We start from the raw sequence: 19,082 nt of genomic DNA, 5'->3' as shown, positions 1-19,082 counted from the left end.
GCCGACGGAGGGTGGAGGACATGCGGCACTACGATCTCGTCGTCCTCGGGGCCGGCAGCGGCAACATGCTGCTGTCCGAGGAGTTCGACCGTCTGCGGATCGCCATCGTCGAGCCGGACCGTTTCGGCGGCACGTGCCTGAACCGGGGGTGCATCCCGAGCAAGATGTTCGTCGTCGCCGCGGACGCCGCCGAGGGAGCGCGGGAGGCGCGGCGTCTCGGTGTCCACGCGAGCGTCTCGCACGTCGACTGGAAGTCCGTCCGGGACCGCGTGTTCGACCGCATCGATCCGCTGCACGGGAGCGCGGTGGAATACCGCCGAAGCCAGGGCGTCGACGTGCTGACCGAGACGGCCCGCTTCGTGGCCCCGAAGGTGCTGGAGGTCGGGGCGGAGCGGATCACCGCCGAGACGTTCGTCGTCGCGGTCGGGTCACGCCCGGTGGTGCCGGACATCCCGGGGCTCGACACCGTGCCCTTCCACACCTCGGACACGATCATGCGGATCGACGGCCTGCCCGGCTCCATGCTGGTGCTCGGCGGCGGCTTCATCGCCGCCGAGTTCGGCCACGTGTTCACGTCGTTCGGCGTCGACGTCACGATCGTGCAGCGCGGGCCACGCCTGCTCATGGCGGAGGACGAGCAGGTGTCGCGGCGCTTCACCGAACTCGCCGCACAGCGGCACCGTCTGCTGCTCGGTGCCGAGGTCACCTCCGTCCGACCGCAGGGGGACGGTGTCGCGGCGCGGGTGGCGGGTCCGGACGGTGAGCACGCCGTAGAGGCCGACATGCTGCTGGTGGCCGTCGGCCGCAGGCCCAACACCGACCGGCTGCGGGCCGCCGACGGCGGGCTGGAGCTGGACGAACACGGTCACATCGTCACCGACGACGCCTACCGCACGTCCGTGCCGGGGGTGTGGGCCCTCGGCGACGTGGTCAACCACTTCCAGCTCAAGCACGTGGCGAACGCCGAGTCACGGGTGGTACGGCACAACATCCTCCATCCGCAGGACGTACGGACGCTGCCGAACAAGGTGGCCCCGCACGCGGTGTTCACCCACCCGCAGATCGCCGGTGTCGGCCTGACCGAACAGGAGGCACGGCGGCGCGGCATCGACTGCCTGGTCAGCGTCCGCGACTACGCCGAGACCGCCTACGGCTGGGCCCTGGAGGACACCACCAGTTTCGTGAAACTCCTCGCGAGCCCCGCGGACCGCATGCTCCTGGGCGCGCACATCATCGGGCCGCAGGCCGCCACGCTCATCCAGCCCCTGATCCAGGCCATGTCCCTGGGACTGACGGTGGACCGGATCGGGCAGGACGTCATGTACATCCACCCGGCTCTGACGGAGGCCGTCGAGCAGGCGCTGCTGGAGCTGTAGTCAGGCGGTGACGTCGAGGACGACGCGGAACCGTGCCTTGCCGCTGAGCATCCGCTCGTAGGCGTCCATGGCCCGCTCGAAGGGCATCGTCTCGATGGAGGGGTGGATGCCGTGGGCCAGGCTGAAGCCGAGGTTGTCCTCGTTCTCGATCGACGAGCCGGTCAGGCTGCCGACGATGCTCCGGGTGCCGAAGATCAGGTCGGCGGTGGCCACCGAGAGCGGGTCGGGTGCCGCACCCACGACGACGAGCTTCCCGCCGGGGGCCAGGCCGCGCAGCAGCGGGTTCATGGACGCGCCGCTCGACGCCGTGGCGACGACGAGCGAGGCGCCGCCCAGGGCGGCCAGCGCCGCACCGGGGTCCGTCTCCGAGCTGTCGATGTACTCGTGGGCGCCCAGCTCACGGGCGAGCGGCTCCTTGTCCTTGCCGCGGGCGACGGCGGCGACCCGGTAGCCGAGGCTGCGCGCGTACTGGAGGGCGAGGTGTCCCAGCCCGCCGATGCCCTGTACGGCCACCAGGCTGCCCGCCCTGACGGAGTCCTGCTGGAGGGCGGAGAAGGTGGTCAGTCCGGCGCACAGCAGCGGGGCGGCCTCGGCCGCGGACATGCCGTCGGGGATGCGGACCAGTCCGCTGGCGCGGGCGTAGGTCACCTCGGCGTAGCCGCCGTCGACGTTCGTGCCGGTCTGCGCCTGGTCGAGGCAGTTGACGAAGTCGCCCCTGCGGCACGGCTCGCACTCCCCGCAGTGCCCGTTCAGGAAGCCGACGCCGACGCGGTCGCCGGGGTGCCAGGCGGTGACGCCCGGCCCCACGGCGTCGATGACGCCGACGATCTCGTGTCCGGGCACGATCGGGCTCGCCGGGTCGGCGCGCAGGCCCTCCACGGCGAGGACGTCGGTGTGGCAGACGCCGCAGGTCTCCACCCGGAGGCGGACGTGTCCGGGCGCCGGGTCGGCGAGCTCGCGCTCGACCAGCCGCAGGTTGTGGACCCCGGTGGCTTCGAAGGCTCGGTAGGTGGTGGACATGGTGGCTCCTCGGTACCGCCCGCCGGGCGTGGGCCGGCGGGGCTCGATGGGACGACGCCAAACCAATATGACCGGTCGTCTTAGACGGCGTCAAGCCCGGCCACCGAGGGTGCGCGGACCCCGCCTTCCAGGCTTGACAGCAGTCAAGACGACCGGACATATTGAAGGAGAGGTGATCCGAATGGCACGTGCGTCGAAGCGCGAGGAGATAGCGCAGGCGGCACTGGAGCAGTTCCGCACCCGGGGCTTCAACGCCACCGGCATCAGCGACATCACCTCGGCCGCCGGCGCCCCGAAGGGTTCTTTCTACAACCACTTCGCCAGCAAGGAGGACAGCGCCCTGGAGGCGCTCGACCGCTATGCCGCCGGCCTGCGCTTCGACATGCTCGACGCGGCCGGGCACCCTCCGCTGGAACGCCTCAGGGCGCACTTCGAGTTCATGGGCGCGGACACGGTGGACAGCGGCTTCGCCCGCGGCTGCCTGGTCGGCAATTTCGGCGCCGAGGTGGCCGACCACTCCGAGGAGATCCGCTCGGCCGTCCGGCGCGGCTTCCGGCAGTGGGCCGCGCACATCGAGCGCGTGCTCACCGAAGCCCAGGAATCGGGCGAGGTGAGCGCCTCGCTCGACGTGCAGGCCACGGCGCTCTTCGTCCTCAGCGCCTGGGAGGGCGCCCTGATCGCGGCCCGCGCCGACAAGTCCGCCGCCCCCATCGACGCGTTCTTCCGCATGGTGTTCGACGTCGTGCTGCGCTGAGCCGCCCACGCCGAAACGCAGCCCGCAGGGTCATTCACCCGAGTTGCGCAGTCACTCACGGATAGCTAGCGTTACCGGCAGTGACATTGGCTGCCGCGCCGAAAAGCGGACTCGGTGAATCAGGGGAAATCCTCCAGGGAGATCCACTATGCCCGAATTCCTTCGTTCGTACTCCCGCAGGAAGTTCATCTCCACGTCCGCGACCGCGGTGACCGCCGCGACAGGTGCTTTCGGTCTGCGCGCCTGGAACAATTCCGAAAAGCCCGCATCAGCGAGTGAGCGGCAGAGCATCCGCCCCTTTCACGTGAACGTCCCGGAGCAGGATCTGGACGATCTCCGTCGGCGCATCAAGGCGACACGATGGCCCGACCGCGAAACCGTCCGTGACCAGTCCCAGGGTGTCCAACTGGCCACGATGAAGGAGCTCGCCCACTACTGGGAAACGGCGTACGACTGGCGGAAGATCGAGAAGACGCTCAACTCCCTGCCGATGTACGTGACGGAGATCGACGGACTCGACATACAGTTCATTCACGTCCGCTCCCGCCACAACGACGCCCTCCCGGTCGTCCTGACCCATGGCTGGCCGGGTTCGATTCTGGAGTTCCTGAAGGTCATCGGCCCACTCAGTGACCCGACCGCCCACGGCGGGCGTGCCGAGGACGCGTTTCACCTCGTCATACCGTCGATGCCCGGATACGGCTTCTCGGAACGGCCGACGACCACCGGCTGGAATCCCGACCGCATCGCGCGCGCCTGGGCCGTGCTGATGGAGCGTCTGGGATACCGGCACTACGTCTCCCAGGGCGGGGACTGGGGTGCCGTGATCTCCGACAGGATGGCCGTGCAGAAGCCCCCGGGACTGCTCGGCATCCACGTCAACTTCCCGGCCACCGTCCCGCCGGACATCGCGAAGAGGCTGGCCTGCGGCGACCCGGTGCCCGCCGGCCTCAGCCCGGACGAGAAGGCGGCCTACGGCCAACTGGCCTCCTTCTACAAGACGGGATCCGGCTACTCGGCCATGATGGTCACCCGTCCGCAGACCGAGGGATACGGACTGACGGACTCGCCCGTCGGACTGGCCGCCTGGATGTACGACAAATTCGCGGCATGGACCTACAGCGGCGGCCACCCCGAGCGCGTACTCACCAAGGACGAGATGCTCGACGACATCACTCTCTACTGGGTGACGAACACCGCGGTCTCCTCGTCGCGTCTGTACTGGGAGAACAACGCCAACAACTTCAACGCCGTGTCCGTGTCCGTCCCCGCCGCCGTCACGGTGTTCCCCGGCGAGATCTACCAGGCCCCACGCAGCTGGGCGTCCCGGGCTTATCACGACCTCTTCTACTACCACCGTGCCCGCAGCGGGGGCCACTTCGCCGCCTGGGAGGTCCCGGGTATCTTCACGGACGAACTCCGGGCCGCGTTCTCCCCCCTGCGCGGCTCGCGCCAGTCGGCCGGCAAGTAGGCGCCCACCGGGCCCCGTCGTCTCCCCCCCTTTCTATCGGTACGAGACGGCCGTGGCAGTGCGGATGCTCCGTGGGGGCACGGTGATCCGCAGTACGTGGGTGTCGGCGTCCCAGTGCCAGGCCGAGGTCGCCAACCGGGCGCCGTCCGCGCTCACCCGGCTCGGTGCCGCGCCGACGCCGAGGAAGGACACGGTCCAGGTGCGGCGGCCTGCCTGTCCGGGGAAGGTTCCCCTGGCGGGTGCGATCTTCAGCAGGTGGGTGCCCGCGTGTTCGGCGTAGCGGATCCGGGTGGTCGCCGTACGTGCGGGGTCGGCGGTCGTGCCGTCGTCCTCGTAGAGGGAGAACGTGCCGGACGCTCCGGGGGCCACGCTGACGCTGACCTTGTCGAGCGGGCTCAGGCTGTCGTCGGGCACGTTGTCGGACCGGGTGGTGACGATGCCGCCCGCCCGGACGAAGACCGGCATGGTGTCCAGGGTGGTCGTGATGTCGTACGTGGCTCCGCCGGCGGGTGCGGTGTAGGTGCGGCCGGTGAAGTAGTCGGTCCACCGGCCCGGCGGGAACCACACCGGGGTGGTCGTGTCGGTGCCGGGGGTGGTGACGGGGGCGACCAGCATGTCGGGGCCGTAGAGGTACTCGGAGTCCGCCTCGGTGTAGGCGTGCTCCTCCTCCGGGTACTGGAAGTACAGCGCACGGACGATCGGGGTGCCGGTGGTCTCGGCCTGCTGCGCCAGGGTGTACGTGTACGGCACGAGCGCCTCGCGCAGCCGGAGGAACTTCTCGGCGGAGTTCTGTGCTTCGGGGCCGTACTGCCACGGCAGGCGGTCGCTGTGGTTGCTGTGCAGCCGGTCGACGGGCTGGAAGGTGCCGAACTGCACCCATCGTGCGTAGAGGTCGTCGGGCAGTCTGGTGGTGCGGTGGGTCTGGCCGTTCGAGGTGTAGGTCTCGGCTCCGGGGATGCCGTACCCGTCGTTGTGGCCGCCGATGTCGTGGCTGACGGCGGCGAGGCCGGTGGCGGCCGACTCCCCCGGCGTGTAGCCGACCTCGGCGCGCAGGGTGCCCCAGTTCGAGGTGGTGTCACCGGTGAAGTGGAGGGTGCTGCGCTTATCGGCCCAGGGACCGGTGGGCAGGCCCACGCCGCCGCTGTAGCCGCCGGCCTGGAGGGAGCCGTAGGCGCGGGACAGGACGAAGCCGCGGTCGCCGGTCTCTGCGGAGGTGAGGTCGGCGTACTTCTGGTTGATCCAGGCGTCCGGGGTGACCCCGGACCGGGAGGAGCGGGAGGCGTCACAGCACCAGTCGAGCCACCAGAAGTCGTTGCCGGCCTGGTCCAGCGGCCGGTGCAGGTCGAGGTAGGCCTTGAGCTGGTCGGGGTCGCCGAAGTCGAAGGTGTAGCAGTCCGGGCCCGCGCTTCCGGCACAACCGCCCTTCTGCAGCTTGCCCTTGGCCGTGCTCTGGGCCTGCGCGAACTGCGGGTCGGTGCCGAGGATGCTCGGGTGCACGTTCAGGGTGTTGTGCAGGCCCTGGCCGGCGGACCAGTCGAAGAAGGCTTTGGGGTCGGGGAACTTGGCCGGGTCGAAGTTCCAGCCGCTCCAGGTGTTGGGCGACTTGAAGTCGGTGTCCGTGACCAGCACGTCCAGGGGGACGTCGGCGGCGCGGAACGCGGGCAGGATGGTGTTCTCGTAGTCGTCGGCGGTGCGGTCGATGTATTCGGAGTACCAGACGCCGTAGGCCCAGCGGGGCAGCAGCTGTGACGGGCCGGTCAGGGTGGCGAGGTCGGCGAGGCCCTGCCGGTAGTCGTGTCCGAAGGCGAAGAGGTAGCCGTCCTGGTAGGGCCGGCCGCCGTGGCCGGGGCGTGCAGCAGCCTCCCTGGTGCCGGTGTCGTAGACGGCGGAGGGGGTGTCGTCGAGGAGGTACCAGCCGTCGCGGTGCAGGAGTCCGGGCGTGGTCCAGGGGGTGGGGTCGTCGTCCCCGTTGAGTCCGTCGAGGCTGCGGCGGTAGCCGCCGAGGGCGAGGTGGGGTGCGGGGGCGGGCTCTCCCGGCCGGCTGAGGGCGAGCGTGTCGAGGTTGACGTGGCAGCTGGTGGACTGCGGGCAGCTCAGGGTGACTTGGTCGGTGCCCGCCTTCAACTCGACGGGCACGGAGGCCGTCTGCCAGGTGTCCCAGTCGTCGGTGGCCGGGAGCGTGAGGGTGGTGGGGGAGGTCCCGTCGCCGGTGCCGACGTCGACCGTGCGGGGCTGGTGCAGGCCGTCGCCGCCGGTGCCGTTGGCGTACCGCAGGTTCAGCAGGTAGGTGCCGTCGGCGGGCACGCCGGTGATCCGGTCCGAGACACCGGACCCCTGGTTGAGTTCGGCGGTGAAGCCGTAGCCGGCGTGGCCCCGGTGATCCGTGGCGATGACGGCGGAGCCCGACAGGAGGGCGTCCTCGGCCTCGCAACCGGTGCCGAAACGGCAGCCGTTGACCACGGTCGCGGCCCGGCCGGGATAGGCGGCACCGGAGTCGAGGAGGGCGAGGCTGTCGATGTTGACGCTTCCGGAGTCGGCGGCGGCGCGATGGAGCCTGACGGTGTGGGGGCCGGCGCCGAGCGTCAGCGGCAGGCGGGCCACGGCCCAGGTGTTCCAGTCCGGGGTCGCCGGAAGCGTGAACGTCCTGTCGCTGCCGCCGTCCACACGGAGACTCAGGGTGCGTGCCTCGTGGTGGCCGTCGCTGCCCACCGCGTTGGCGTAGCGCACGGCGAGGTCGTAGGTGCCGGCGGACGGTGTCCGCACGTCCGCGGCGAGGGAGTTGCCGTCCACCTCGAACCCGGCGAGGAAGCCCTTGCCGGTGAAGTCGTGGTGATCCGTGGCCAGGCCGGGACCGTCGTACTGCTGGTCCTCCGCCTCGCACAGCGCGCCGACGGTGCACACGTCGTGGCTCCAGGGTGCCGCGAGCACCGGCGTCGGCCCCGCCTTGAAGGAGGTCGTCAGGTTGTCGGCGTCGAAGGGTCCGGAGCCGACGCGGTAGCGCAGGGTCATGGCGCTGGTGGTGATGGTCAGGACGCCGCCGCTGACGGACGAGGTGTAGGGGGGCGGGGTGAAGGAGTCCCGGCCGACGGCGTTGAAGGTGGGGCTGTCCTCGAAGTGGCCGTCTCCCGCGTATTCCGTGCGGATCAGGGTCGGTGACAGGACTTCGAAGCGGGCGTCCCGGACGGTCACGGCGGAGGGGTGGGGCGACCGGCCGCCCGTGTCCGCGGCCCCGGCTCCGGGGGTGCCCAGGCAGAGTCCCAGTACGGCCAGGTGGGCCACGGCGAGGATGCCCAGTCCACGGCGGGTTCTCGGCAGGGAAGGTTTCACAGCACTCTCCGTCTCCGGCCCAGCCACGTCTGGGCGACCACCACCAATGCCAGGAACGCCCCGCTCACGACCTGCTGGTAGGCCGAGTCGAGCGAGCCGATCTGATTGATCACGTTCTGGATGACCTTGAGCAGCAGCACCCCGACGAGGGAGCCGCTGACGAAGCCGGAACCGCCGCTGAGCAGGGTGCCGCCGATGACCACGGCCGATATGGCGTCCAGCTCCATGCCGTTGCCGAGGATCGTCACACCGGACAGCAGCCAGGCCGCGTTGAGCGCGCCGGCGAGCCCGGCGCACAGGCCCGAGAGCGTGTACACGGAGATCTTCGTACGGGCCACGGGCACGCCCATCAGGGCACCCGCGTCCTCGTTCCCGCCGACCGCGTAGACGTACTGCCCGAATCTGGTCCGGCGCAGCACGACGGCCCCGAGCACGAACAGCGCCACGGTGATCCACACGGGCACTCCGACGCCGCCCGGGGAACCCTGTCCGAGGGTGGCGAGGAAGGAGTCCTTGTCGACCAGGTACGTCGTCGAGCCCTCGTCGGTGACGGCCAGCAGGATGCCCCGGGCGCCCAGCATCGCCGCCAGGGTGACGATGAACGGCGCGAGCCGGACCCGGGCGATCAGCACACCGTTGACCAGGCCGATCAGTCCGCAGACGGCGAGCGGCAGCAGCAGCGCCACCGCCGTGCCGTACCGCGAGCCCCAGGCGGCGAGGACACCGCCGAGGGCGAACAGCGAGCCCACCGACAGGTCGATGCCGCCGGTGACGATCACGAACGTCATGCCGAGGGCAACCACGGCGAGGAACGCCGAGGACAGCGCCATGTTCTCCAGGTTGTCGCCGGTCAGGAAGGTGTCGAAGCCCAGCGACGCCGCGGCCATGGCGATCACGAGGGTGACCAGGGCGCCGTGTTGCTGCGCGAGCCCGCTCAGCCGCTCGGCGCGGTTGGTGCGCCCGGCACCGGCGCTCCCGCGGCTCGCGGTGCCGGCCGGCGTTCCGGCCTCTTCGGTCCGCGTGGTCATCGCCTGCCTCGTTCCCGGGCCGCGCAGACGGCGAGGACGATCACCACGGCCTGGGCGATCTGGGTCCACGACGGCGGCAGATCGTGCTTGATGAGGGTGGTGGTGAGCAACTGGATGAGCACCGCACCGGCGACGGTGCCGCCGATCCGCACCCGGCCGCCGCTGAGCGGGGTGCCGCCGACGACCACGGCGGTGATGGCGGACAGTTCCATCAGGGTGCCGAGGGAGGTCGGGTCGCTGGCGGCGAGGCGGGCGGTGGCCAGCACGCCCGCGATCGCGGCGAGGGCGCCGGAGCAGACGTAGACCACGACCAGCACCCGGCGTACGGGGAGTCCGGCGAGCCGGGCGGCCGGGCGGCTGTCGCCGACGGCCAGGACCTGCCGTCCGAAGGTGGTGCGGCGCATCACGAACGCGACCAGCACCGCGAGCGCCGCGGCGACGAGGACCAGGTAGGGCACGCCGAGGACGCCACCTGAGCCGAGTGCCGCAAGGCCCGGATCGCGTACGTCCTTGAGCTGGGGCAGCAGGACCAGGGCCAGACCGCGTCCGCCGACCATCAGGGCGAGGGTGGCGACGATCGGCTGGACGCCGACGAACGCGACCAGCGCGCCGTTCGCGACACCGACCGCGGCACCCGCGACCACCGCGATCAGGGTGGCGGTCCAGGGCCCGTAGCCGAGGTAGAGCGAGAGCAGGGAGGTGGCCAGGGCCATCACCGAGCCCACCGACAGATCGACGCCTTCGGTGCCGATCGCCAGGGCCATGCCCAGCGCGACGATCAGCACCGGGGCCACCTGAACGGCCTGGGTCCGGAAGTTCTCCGCGGAGGCGAAGTGGGGGGTGAAGGCGAGGTTGAACAGCAGCAGCACCAGGACGCCGGTGTACACGCCGTACTCCTGGAGCAGGCGCAGCAGCCGGGCGCGGTCCGGTGTGCCGCGGGCGAGGGTGAGTTCAGTCATCGCTCCCTCCGGCGGGTACGGCGGCGATGGCGCGCATCAGTTCGCCCTCGGTGACGGCGTCACCGGTCAGCTCGCGGACCACGGCGCCGTCCTTGAGGACCACCACCCGGTCGCTGCCCTCGATCAGTTCCTCGGTGTCGGCGGAGATCAGCAGCACGGCGAGGCCGTCGTCGGCGAGTTCGTCGACGAGCGCCTGCACCTCGGCCTTGGCGCCGACGTCGATGCCGCGGGTCGGCTCGTCCAGGAGCAGGACCTTCGGGTGCAGGGCGAGCCAGCGGGCCAGCAGCACCTTCTGCTGGTTGCCGCCGGAGAGTTCGCCGACCTTCTGGTGCGGGCCCGCCGCCTTGATGCGGAGCCGTTTCACGAACGTGTCCACGATCCGGTCGACGCGGGCGTCGTCGACGAGGCCGAAGCGGGACAGGCCGGGCAGCGCGGCGAGCGCGATGTTCTCGCGGACGGACAGACCCGGAAGGATGCCCTCGCTCTTGCGGTCCTCGGGCAGCAGGCTGATGCCCGCGCGGACGGCCGCGGCGGTCGAGCCCGGCCGGACCGGGACGCCGGCGACGACGACCCGGCCGCCGTCGGTGGGCAGGGCCCCGGCGATGGCCCTCGCGGTCTCGCTGCGGCCGGAGCCGAGCAGTCCGCCGAGGCCCACGACCTCGCCGGGGCGGACCGAAAGCGACACGTTCCGAAGTCGGTGACGGACCGTCAGACCTGTTGCGGTCAGTACCGGTTCGGCGTCGGTGTCGTGCGAGCCGGAGAACTTGGTCAGGCCTTGCTCGCGCACCTCGCCGGTCTCCCGGCCGAGCATCATGGCCACCAGGCGCAGCCGGTCGAGTTCGGCGAGTGGGCCGGTGTGCACGACGCGGCCGTCGCGCAGGACGGTGATCGTGTCGCAGAGTTCGTACAGCTCGTCCATGCGGTGGCTGACGTAGACGACGGCGGCACCCCGCTCGCGCAGCATGCGGATCACCTCGAACAGGGTCCGCACCTCGCGTGGTTCGAGGGAGGAGGTCGGTTCGTCCATGATGACGACGCGGGCGTCCCCGGCGACGGCGCGGGCGAGCGCGACCATCTGCTGGGCGCCGACGCCGAGTTCGCGCAGCGGCCGGTGGACGTCGACCCGGATGCCGAGTCCGCGCAGTGCCTCGTCGGCCTCGCGGTGCATGCGCCGGAAGTCGATCAGGCCCAGCCGGCCGAGCGGTTCGCGGCCGAGGAACAGGTTGCGGGCCACGCTCATCAGCGGGACGAGGTTGACCTCCTGGTAGATGGTGGAGATGCCCGCCTCCTGGGCCTGGAGCGGGGTGGTGAAGCGGACCGGTGCGCCGTCGTACGTCACCTCGCCGTGGTCGGGGCGGTACACGCCGGTGAGCACCTTGATGAGGGTCGACTTGCCGGCGCCGTTCTCGCCGACGAGCGCGTGCACGTGTCCGGCGCGCGCGGTGAAGTCCACGTCGGACAGTGCGCGCACGCCGGGGAAGCTCTTGGACAGCCGGGTGACCGAGAGCACGTCAGTAGGCCTTGCCGAGGTCCGACCGGGCGTTGCTGCTGTCGTAGGCGCTGTCCTTGATAACGATGTCCTGACCGACCTTCCCGCCCTTGGTGAAGGTGTCGAGGGTCTGGAAGGCGAGCGGCCCGAAGCGCGGGTTGGACTCGATCACCGCGTGGATCCAGCCGTCCACGATGCCCTGTACGGCGTTGCGGGTGCCGTCGATGGTGACGATCTTGACGTCGCCGGGTTTCGTGCCGGCGCCCTTGAGGGCGTTGACGGCGCCGAGGCCCATCTCGTCGTTCTCGGCGTAGATGCCGGTGATGCCGGGCTTGGACTGGATGAGGTTCTCGGTGACCGACTGGCCTTTCTCGCGGGCGAATTCGCCGGTCTGGCGGAACACGATCCTCAGGCCGGGCGCCTTCTCCTTGATGCGGTCCTCGAAGCCCTTGGTGCGCTCGGTGGTCACGTTGTTGCCGGCGGCGCCGAGGAGGACGGCGATCTCGCCCTTGCCTCCGGTCGCCGCGATCATCTGGTCCGCGGCCCGTTCGCCCTGCCGGGTGAAGTCCGAGCCGATGAAGCTCACGTAGTCCTTGCAGGCCGTCGCGTTGATCTTGCGGTCGATGGTCACGATCGGGATGTGCCGGGCAGCCGCGGTGCGCAGCACCGGTTCCCATCCGTCGGAGTTGAGCGGTGCGATGACCAGCAGGTTCGCGCCCTTGGCGATGAGGTCCTGGACGTCGCTGATCTGCTTGGAGAACTGCGACTGGGCGTTGGCGGTGAGCAGCCTGACGCCCTGCGCCTTGGCTTCGGCCTTGATGGAGGCGGTCTCCGCGATCCGGAAGGGGTTGGCTTCCTTCTCGGACTGGGAGAAGCCGACGGTGGCGGTCTTCAGGTCCAGTCTCTTGCCGCCGTACGCGTCGACGGTGCAGGTCGGGCCCGAGGCGGTGCCGGGAGAGGCGACCACCTGGCCGGCGTCGTCCTGCCGGGCGGCGGAGGGCTTCGTCTCCGAGTCGTCCTCGGACTTGGTGCAGCCGGTCGCGAGCGCGAGGCCCGTCACGAGGCCGGCGGCGAGAAGTGTGCGAGCGGAGGTGCGACGGGCAAGTGCGGTGGGCTTCATGAGTGTCCCCAAACGGCACGGCCCCGGAGCTTGAGAGCGCTCTCGGGGAGGCTTGCTCTTGCGTCAACTCGGCGTGCTCGTCGTTCAGGGGAGGTTTTTACATCGTTGGAAGGGGCGTGTAAAGCCTTCCGTCCGAAATCTCGTCACCGCCGGCCCAGGGTGCTCTCCCGCTCCACCAGCTCGAATTCCGCGGTCAGTTCGCGGCCTCCGGGCTCCGCGCGGCCGGACAGGCTGCGCAGCAGCGAGGCCACGGCCATCTTCGCGATGGCCCGTTTGTCCGGGGACACCGTCGTCAGGGTGACGGCGCCGAAGCGCCCCTCCGCGATGTCGTCGAAGCCCACCACCGCCACGTCCCAGGGCACCCGCAGACCCCGCTCGTGCAGGACCCGCATCGCGCCGATCGCGATCAGGTCGTTGAAGGCGAAGACGGCGTCCGGGCGCACGCCGGAGTCCAGCAGTTCGGCCATGGCATGCGCGCCGTCGTCCCGGTCCCAGCCGCCGACCGGCACCACCAGGCTGTCCGGCGCGGGCACCCCGGCCGCCGCCAGCTCGGCGCGCCACCCGTCCAGCCGCAGGTGGGCGGGCCGGTTCACGGAGTCGGTGCGCACGCCGAGGTAGGCGATCCTGGTCCGGCCGCGGCCCAGCAGGTGGCGCACCGCGCACCGGGCCGCCGCCACGTTGTCGATCGCGATGTGGTCGAAGGGCAGGCCGTACTCGCGCTCCCCGAGCAGCACCAGCGGCACGTCGCCCGGCCGGCCCCGCAGGTCCGCGGCCTCCAGGGTCAGCGGGCTGAGGATCAGCCCGTCGATCACCCCGCCGCGGAAGCCCTGGCTCACCAGGATCTCCTGTTCGCGCTCACCCCGCGTGTGGTCGAGCAGGACGGTGAACTCGTGCTCCGCCGCCGCGTCGATCACCGCGCCGGCCAGCTCCGCGAAGTACGGGTTGCCGAGCTCGGGAACGGCCAGCGCGATGATCCCCGTCCGGCCCTTGCGCAGATGCCGCGCCGTCAGGTTGGGCCGGTAGCCGAGCTCGTCGATCGCCGCCTGCACCCGGGCGCGCATGGCCGGGGTGACGTGCGGATAGTTGTTCACCACGTTGGACACGGTCTTGATCGAAACGCCCGCGCGTTCCGCCACGTCCCTCAGGCTGACCCGCAAGGGATCTCCTCAGCGTCGATGAGTGCCCCGCGCCCCCGGGATTGTCATGTCCCTGGACACAGGCGGAGAGCCGTGCTCTCATGCCAACTGCCGTTCCTTCCAACGTTGTACAGACAGAAGCAACGAGCCGCCACCCTTCCTCACCCAAGGAGGATTCGTGCGCATCAGACCCCTCGGGCATCGCCTCGCCCTGCTGCTCGCCGCGGCCCTCGGCCTGGCCGGCCTCACCGCTCCGCCCGCGGCCACCGCGGCCGACGATGCCGTCGAGGTCCACGGCCTCAAGGGCGACTACTACACCCAGTCCGCCCCCGGCGCCTTCGACTTCCACGAGCTCAAGGCCACCGGGTTCGACCCGAACCTCGACTTCGACACCCTGGAGCCGCGCCTGAACTTCGCCACCGGCCAGTCGGACGACGTCAGCGTCCGCTGGACCGGCAAGATCGTCCCGGAGAAGACCGGCCCCACCACCTTCTCGATCATCGGCGACAACGGCTTCCGCCTGTGGGTGGACGGCCGCCTGGTCATCGACCACTGGGTGGACGACTGGGACATCGAACAGACCGGCCAGCCGGTCGAGTTGACCGCGAACCAGGCCTACGACATCAAGGTCGAGTACTTCGAGCACTACGGCGGCTCCAACCTCCACCTGCGCTGGACCCCGCCCGGCGGCACCAAGACAGCCGTACCGCAGTCCGCGTTCCGCCTGCCCGACGGCTTCGACTACGACGGCGCGATCTCCACCGCCGTCCAGGCGAGCGGCCGTACCCTCGCCCTGGAGTTCGCGCGACCGCTCAGCGCGCCGCCGGCCGGACTCGGCGAGCATCTCGACGCGGTGATCGGCGGCGCCACCTGGCCGCTGGGGACGGCTCGCCTGGACTCCGCCGATCCCCGCAAGCTGCTGATCGCGCTCAAGGAGCCCGTCGTCGGCAACAAGACAGGTACCGCGTCCGGTCTCGCCGACGTGCGCTACGACGGGCAAGGCGGCCTGGCCGGCACGGATGGCAACGTTGTCGGATCCTTCTGGAGCAGCGGTGCCAACAAGTCGACCTACGAGTTGCGCACCAAGTGGGCCGACCAGGTCGGGCCGGACAACGCCCACCCCGAGTACCCGAGGCCCCAGCTCACCCGCGCCGACTGGCAGAACCTCAACGGCACCTGGCAGTTCGCCGCCGCCACGGCGGGCGAACAGCCGCCGGTGGGCAGGAAGCTCGGGGAGAAGATCCTCGTCCCGTACCCCGTCGAGTCCCAGCTGTCCGGGCTCGAACGGCACGAGGACCGCATGTGGTACCGGCGTACCTTCACCGTCCCGGCCGGCTGGAAGATCGGCTCCGGCAAGCGGCTCCAGCTGAACTTCGGCGCGGTCGACTGGCGGGCCGAGGTGTACGTCAACGGCACCAAGGTGGCCGAACACCAGGGCGGCTACGACAAGTTCAGCGCCGACATCACCGACGCGCTGAAGCCGGGCCGCACCCAGGAACTCATCGTCGGCGTCTACGACCCCACCGACGCGGCCGACGGCGAGAACCCGCCGGTCGGCAAGCAGCGCCTGGACCCGAGCGGCATCTGGTACACGCCGACGTCCGGGATCTGGCAGACGGTGTGGATGGAGCCGGTGGCCGCCGACCACGTCGACCAGCTCAGGCTCACCCCGGACGTCGACGCCGGCACGCTCACCGTCGAGCCGCAGGGCGTCCGCGCCGGCCTGCCGGTCACGGCGACCGCCTACGCGGGCAAACGCGAGGTCGCCACCGCCACCGGCCGCAGCGGCGGGCCCCTGACCCTGCACATCCGGAACCCGCGCCTGTGGTCACCCGACGACCCGTACCTCTACGACCTCGAGGTGAGCGTCGGAGCCGACCGCGTCGGCAGCTACTTCGGTATGCGGTCGGTGAAGGTGGAGAAGGTGAACGGCGTTCCGCGCACCCTGCTCAACGGCAAGCCGGTCTTCATGATGGCCACCCTGGACCAGGGCTTCTGGCCGGACGGCCTGTACACCGCCCCGACGGACGAGGCGCTCGCCTACGACCTGAGGATGCACAGGAGCATGGGCTTCAACGCGGTGCGCAAGCACATCAAGGTCGAGCCCGACCGCTGGTTCTACTGGGCCGACCGGCTCGGACTGATGGTGTGGCAGGACATGCCCGCGATGACGGCCGGGGTGAACCCGTCCGCGCAGGCGCGCGCCGAGTACGAGCGCGAGATGAAGCAGATGATCGACGAGCACTACAGCAGTCCTTCGGTCGTCATGTGGGTCACCTTCAACGAAGGCTGGGGCCAGTACGACATGGCCCGCATCGCCGACCAGGCCAAGTCCTGGGACCCGACCCGGCTGGTCAACTCCATGTCCGGGCTCAACCTCGGCGAGGACGGCGGCACCGGCGACATCATGGACGAGCACGGCTATCCCAGTCCGGCCCTGCCGCCGCATCCCGACGGCCGGCGTGCCCTGGTCAGCGGCGAGTACGGCGGCCTCGGCCTCGCGGTTCCGGGGCACGCCTGGTCGGTGCAGCAGTCGTACGTCGACGTCGACCCGGCGACCTACACCGACGACTACCTGGCCAAGCTCGCCGAGGTCCACGCGCTGGCCTGCCAGGGCGGCAACGGCGCGGTGTACACCCAGATCTCGGACGTCGAGGGTGAGCTCAACGGCCTCATGACGTACGACCGCAGGGTGGTCAAGCCGGACGTCCAGCGGCTCAGGACGGCCCAGCAGGCGCTGATCTCGGACGCCTCACGGGCCACCCCGGCCGGGTGCGCTCCCTGACGCCCGCCCGGAGCCGGCGCACGCCTCCCCGCGCCGCGCCGCGTCTCCCAGGCCGGCGGTGAGGAGGGTGCGGTCCGCCGTCGTACGAGCGACGGCGGACCGCACGGACCGCCCCGGCTCCTGCGCACCCTCTGGACACGGCCCCCGAACCGTGCTGTCATGCCGATTGGTCCGTACCTTCCAACGTTGAAATACCTCAGGTGCCTCGCCGATCAACTCGTGGCCCCTGGTCCCCGCACGTCCGGATCGTGCCAGGAGGCTCCCCCATGCCCCTGAACCGCAGACACTTCGTCGCCGGCGCGCTCACCGTGGCCGGAGCGAGCGGTCTCCCCCTCGCCCTGGCCGGCACCGCAAACGCCGCGGCGGCGTCGCGAGTGCCCCCCGCCGCCGGCGGACTCTACTCGCCCAACGCCGCACCCCTCTCCCCCACCGCCTTCCTCCGGCTGCCGCCCGGCGCGGTCACCGCACGCGGCTGGCTCGACGCCCGGCTGCGGCAGCAACTCGCCGGTCTGTGCGGCCAGTACGCCGCGATATCGCATTTCCTGGTGATGTCCGACTCCGGCTGGGCGCACCCCGAGCGCACCGGCTGGGAGGAGGTCCCGTACTGGCTGCGCGGTTACGTGGACCTGGCGATCCTCACCCAGGACGCCACGGCGCTGGCCGCGGTCCGTCAGTGGATCGACGCGATCATGGCCACCCGGCAGTCCGACGGCTGGTTCGGTCCCACCGCCCTGCGTACCTCGCTCGGCGGCGGCCCGGACTTCTGGCCCTTCCTGCCGCTGACCTGGGCATTACGCAACTGGCAGGAGTACAGCGGCGACACCCGGATCGCCCCCCTGCTCACCGGCTTCCTCCGCTTCATGAACGCGCAGGGACCCTCGGCGTTCGACCAGAGCTGGGTGTCGATGCGCTGGGGCGACGGCCTGGACAGCGTCTTCTGGCTCTACAACCGCACGGGCGACCCGTTCCTGCTCGACCTCGCCGACAAGATCCATGCCAACGGCGCCGATTGGGTCGACAACCTGCCCTCGCTGCACAACGTCAACATCGCGCAGGGGTTCCGCGAGCCCGCCCAGTACGCGCTGCGCTCGCCGTCCGCCGCGCTCACCCAGGCCGCGTACCGGAACTACACGTCGGTGATGACCTCGTACGGCCGGTTCCCGGGCGGCGGGTTCACCGGCGACGAGAACGCGCGGCCCGGCTTCGGCGACCCCCGGCAGGGTTTCGAGACCTGCGGCATCGTCGAGTTCATGGCCAGCCACCAGCTGCTGACCCGCATCACCGGCGACGCGGTGTGGGCCGACCGCTGCGAGGACCTGGCCTTCAACTCGCTGCCGGCGGCGCTCGATCCGTCCGGAAAGGGCGTCCACTACATCACCAGCGCCAACAGCGTCGACCTCGACAACACCGCCAAGACGCAGGGCCAGTTCCAGAACGGCTTCGCCATGCAGGCGTTCATGCCGGGCGTCGACCAGTACCGCTGCTGCCCGCACAACTACGGCATGGGCTGGCCCTACTTCACCGAGGAACTGTGGCTCGCCACCCCCGACAACGGGCTGGCGACAGCGATGTACGCGCCCAGCAAGGTCACCGCGAAGGTCGCCGACGGCACCGCGGTGACCGTCACCGAGACCACCGACTACCCCTTCGGCGACACCGTCACCCTGAGCGTCTCCACGCCGAACCCGCTCGCCTTCCCGCTGTACCTGCGGATCCCCGGCTGGTGCGGATCCCCGCAGGTCAGCGTCGCGGGCGCGGCGGTCTCCGCGGCGGCCGGCCCGTCCTGGACCGTGGTCCGGCGTACCTGGCACGACGGCGACACCGTCACACTGCGCTTCCCGCAGTCGACGGTGCTGCGCACCTGGACCGGTGACCGCGCGGTCACCGCGGTCGACCGCGGACCGCTCACGTACGCGCTGAGCATCGGCGAGAACTACGTGCGGTACGGCGGCACTTCGCAGTTCCCGGAGTACGAGGTGCACGCGACCTCGGCGTGGAACTTCGGACTCGCGCCGGACGACGGTCCCTGGACGTTCAGCCGCGGCGACGGCCCGCTGCCGGACGATCCCTTCAGCCGCGACACGACGCCCGTTCACATCACCGCGCCCGCGCGGAAGATCACCGAATGGCAGGCGGACGACCAGCACGTGGTCTCCCCGGTGCAGGACTCTCCGGCACGCAGCACCGCCGCCGTCGAGACCGTGACGCTGATTCCGATGGGCGCCGCCCGGCTGCGGATCTCCGCGTTCCCCACCACCTCACCGACCGGCCACCCGTGGCAGCCGGTCGCCGTCCACCGGCTGATCCGCAACCAGAACTCCGGCAAGGTCATGGGCGTCGACCTGATGTCCACCGCCGACAGCGCACACATCGTCCAGTACGACGACAACGGCACCGCCGACCACCTCTGGCAACTCATCGACAACGGCGACGGCTGGTACCGCATCCGCAACAAGAACTCCGCCAAAGTCCTCGGCGTCGACCTCATGTCCACCGCCAACAGCGCACACATCGTCCAATTCGACGACAACGGCACCGCCGACCACCTCTGGCAACTCATCGACAACGGCGACGGCTGGTACCGCATCCGCAACAAGAACTCCGCCAAAGTCCTCGG

Annotated in this window: 12 protein-coding genes; 5 read left to right on the top strand and 7 right to left on the bottom strand. The window is 70.6% G+C overall.

Annotation, left to right across the window (positions count from 1 at the left end):
* The first annotated feature begins 20 nt into the window (after positions 1-20).
* Positions 21-1,376 carry a mycothione reductase gene (locus AB0D74_RS19520; RefSeq protein ID WP_362587936.1) on the top strand — a complete coding sequence of 452 codons (1,356 nt, stop codon included), beginning with the start codon at positions 21-23 and terminating at the stop codon, positions 1,374-1,376.
* Here AB0D74_RS19520 and AB0D74_RS19515 read toward each other — a convergent pair whose 3' ends face one another.
* On the bottom strand, positions 1,377-2,396 hold the full coding sequence (locus AB0D74_RS19515; protein WP_362587933.1) for an alcohol dehydrogenase catalytic domain-containing protein: 1,020 nt from the start codon (positions 2,394-2,396) through the stop codon (positions 1,377-1,379).
* 181 nt (positions 2,397-2,577) lie between these two features.
* On the opposite strand from AB0D74_RS19515, the gene AB0D74_RS19510 reads away from it, so the two are divergent.
* Together AB0D74_RS19510 and AB0D74_RS19505 are read left to right on the top strand one after the other, a co-directional pair.
* Positions 2,578-3,150 (top strand): TetR family transcriptional regulator C-terminal domain-containing protein, encoded by a 573-nt coding sequence (locus tag AB0D74_RS19510; protein ID WP_362587929.1) that lies wholly within the window; start codon positions 2,578-2,580, stop codon positions 3,148-3,150.
* Positions 3,151-3,298: 148 nt separating this feature from the next.
* Positions 3,299-4,621: an epoxide hydrolase gene (locus AB0D74_RS19505; protein ID WP_362587926.1), complete on the top strand. Its 1,323-nt coding sequence runs from the start codon at positions 3,299-3,301 to the stop codon at positions 4,619-4,621.
* Positions 4,622-4,654: 33 nt separating this feature from the next.
* Here the strand turns inward: AB0D74_RS19505 and AB0D74_RS19500 are convergent, their stop codons facing one another.
* From AB0D74_RS19500 to AB0D74_RS19475, 6 genes are all read right to left on the bottom strand, one after another.
* A complete protein-coding gene (locus tag AB0D74_RS19500; protein WP_362588378.1) occupies positions 4,655-7,810 on the bottom strand; it encodes a TIM-barrel domain-containing protein in 3,156 nt (1,051 codons plus the stop codon).
* Positions 7,811-7,944: 134 nt separating this feature from the next.
* A complete protein-coding gene (locus AB0D74_RS19495) occupies positions 7,945-8,976 on the bottom strand; it encodes an ABC transporter permease (RefSeq protein WP_362587923.1) in 1,032 nt (343 codons plus the stop codon).
* On the bottom strand, positions 8,973-9,935 hold the full coding sequence (locus tag AB0D74_RS19490) for an ABC transporter permease (protein WP_362587920.1): 963 nt from the start codon (positions 9,933-9,935) through the stop codon (positions 8,973-8,975). The genes AB0D74_RS19495 and AB0D74_RS19490 overlap by 4 nt, the downstream gene beginning before the upstream one ends.
* Positions 9,928-11,445: a sugar ABC transporter ATP-binding protein gene (locus tag AB0D74_RS19485; protein WP_362587917.1), complete on the bottom strand. Its 1,518-nt coding sequence runs from the start codon at positions 11,443-11,445 to the stop codon at positions 9,928-9,930. The genes AB0D74_RS19490 and AB0D74_RS19485 overlap by 8 nt, the downstream gene beginning before the upstream one ends.
* A 1-nt stretch (position 11,446) precedes the next feature.
* Positions 11,447-12,544 (bottom strand): ABC transporter substrate-binding protein, encoded by a 1,098-nt coding sequence (locus tag AB0D74_RS19480; protein ID WP_362587914.1) that lies wholly within the window; start codon positions 12,542-12,544, stop codon positions 11,447-11,449.
* A 143-nt stretch (positions 12,545-12,687) separates the two neighbouring features.
* Positions 12,688-13,701, bottom strand: coding sequence for a LacI family DNA-binding transcriptional regulator (locus AB0D74_RS19475; RefSeq protein ID WP_362587911.1), 1,014 nt, complete (start codon positions 13,699-13,701; stop codon positions 12,688-12,690).
* Between the two features lie 157 nt (positions 13,702-13,858).
* Here AB0D74_RS19475 and AB0D74_RS19470 point away from each other — a divergent pair, with 157 nt between their 5' ends.
* Together AB0D74_RS19470 and AB0D74_RS19465 are read left to right on the top strand one after the other, a co-directional pair.
* Complete coding sequence (locus AB0D74_RS19470; RefSeq protein ID WP_362587908.1) at positions 13,859-16,465, top strand: PA14 domain-containing protein; 2,607 nt, start codon at positions 13,859-13,861, stop codon at positions 16,463-16,465.
* 266 nt (positions 16,466-16,731) lie between these two features.
* Positions 16,732-19,082 (top strand): beta-L-arabinofuranosidase domain-containing protein (locus AB0D74_RS19465; RefSeq protein ID WP_362587905.1); only part of this gene is annotated, 2,351 nt, incomplete at its 3' end.

Origin of the sequence: Streptomyces sp. NPDC048278 (genome assembly GCF_040652195.1) — a bacterium.
GTDB lineage: Bacteria > Actinomycetota > Actinomycetes > Streptomycetales > Streptomycetaceae > Streptomyces.
Note: the sequence above shows the minus strand (reverse complement) of the source record. Positions and strands in the feature narration are given on the sequence as shown.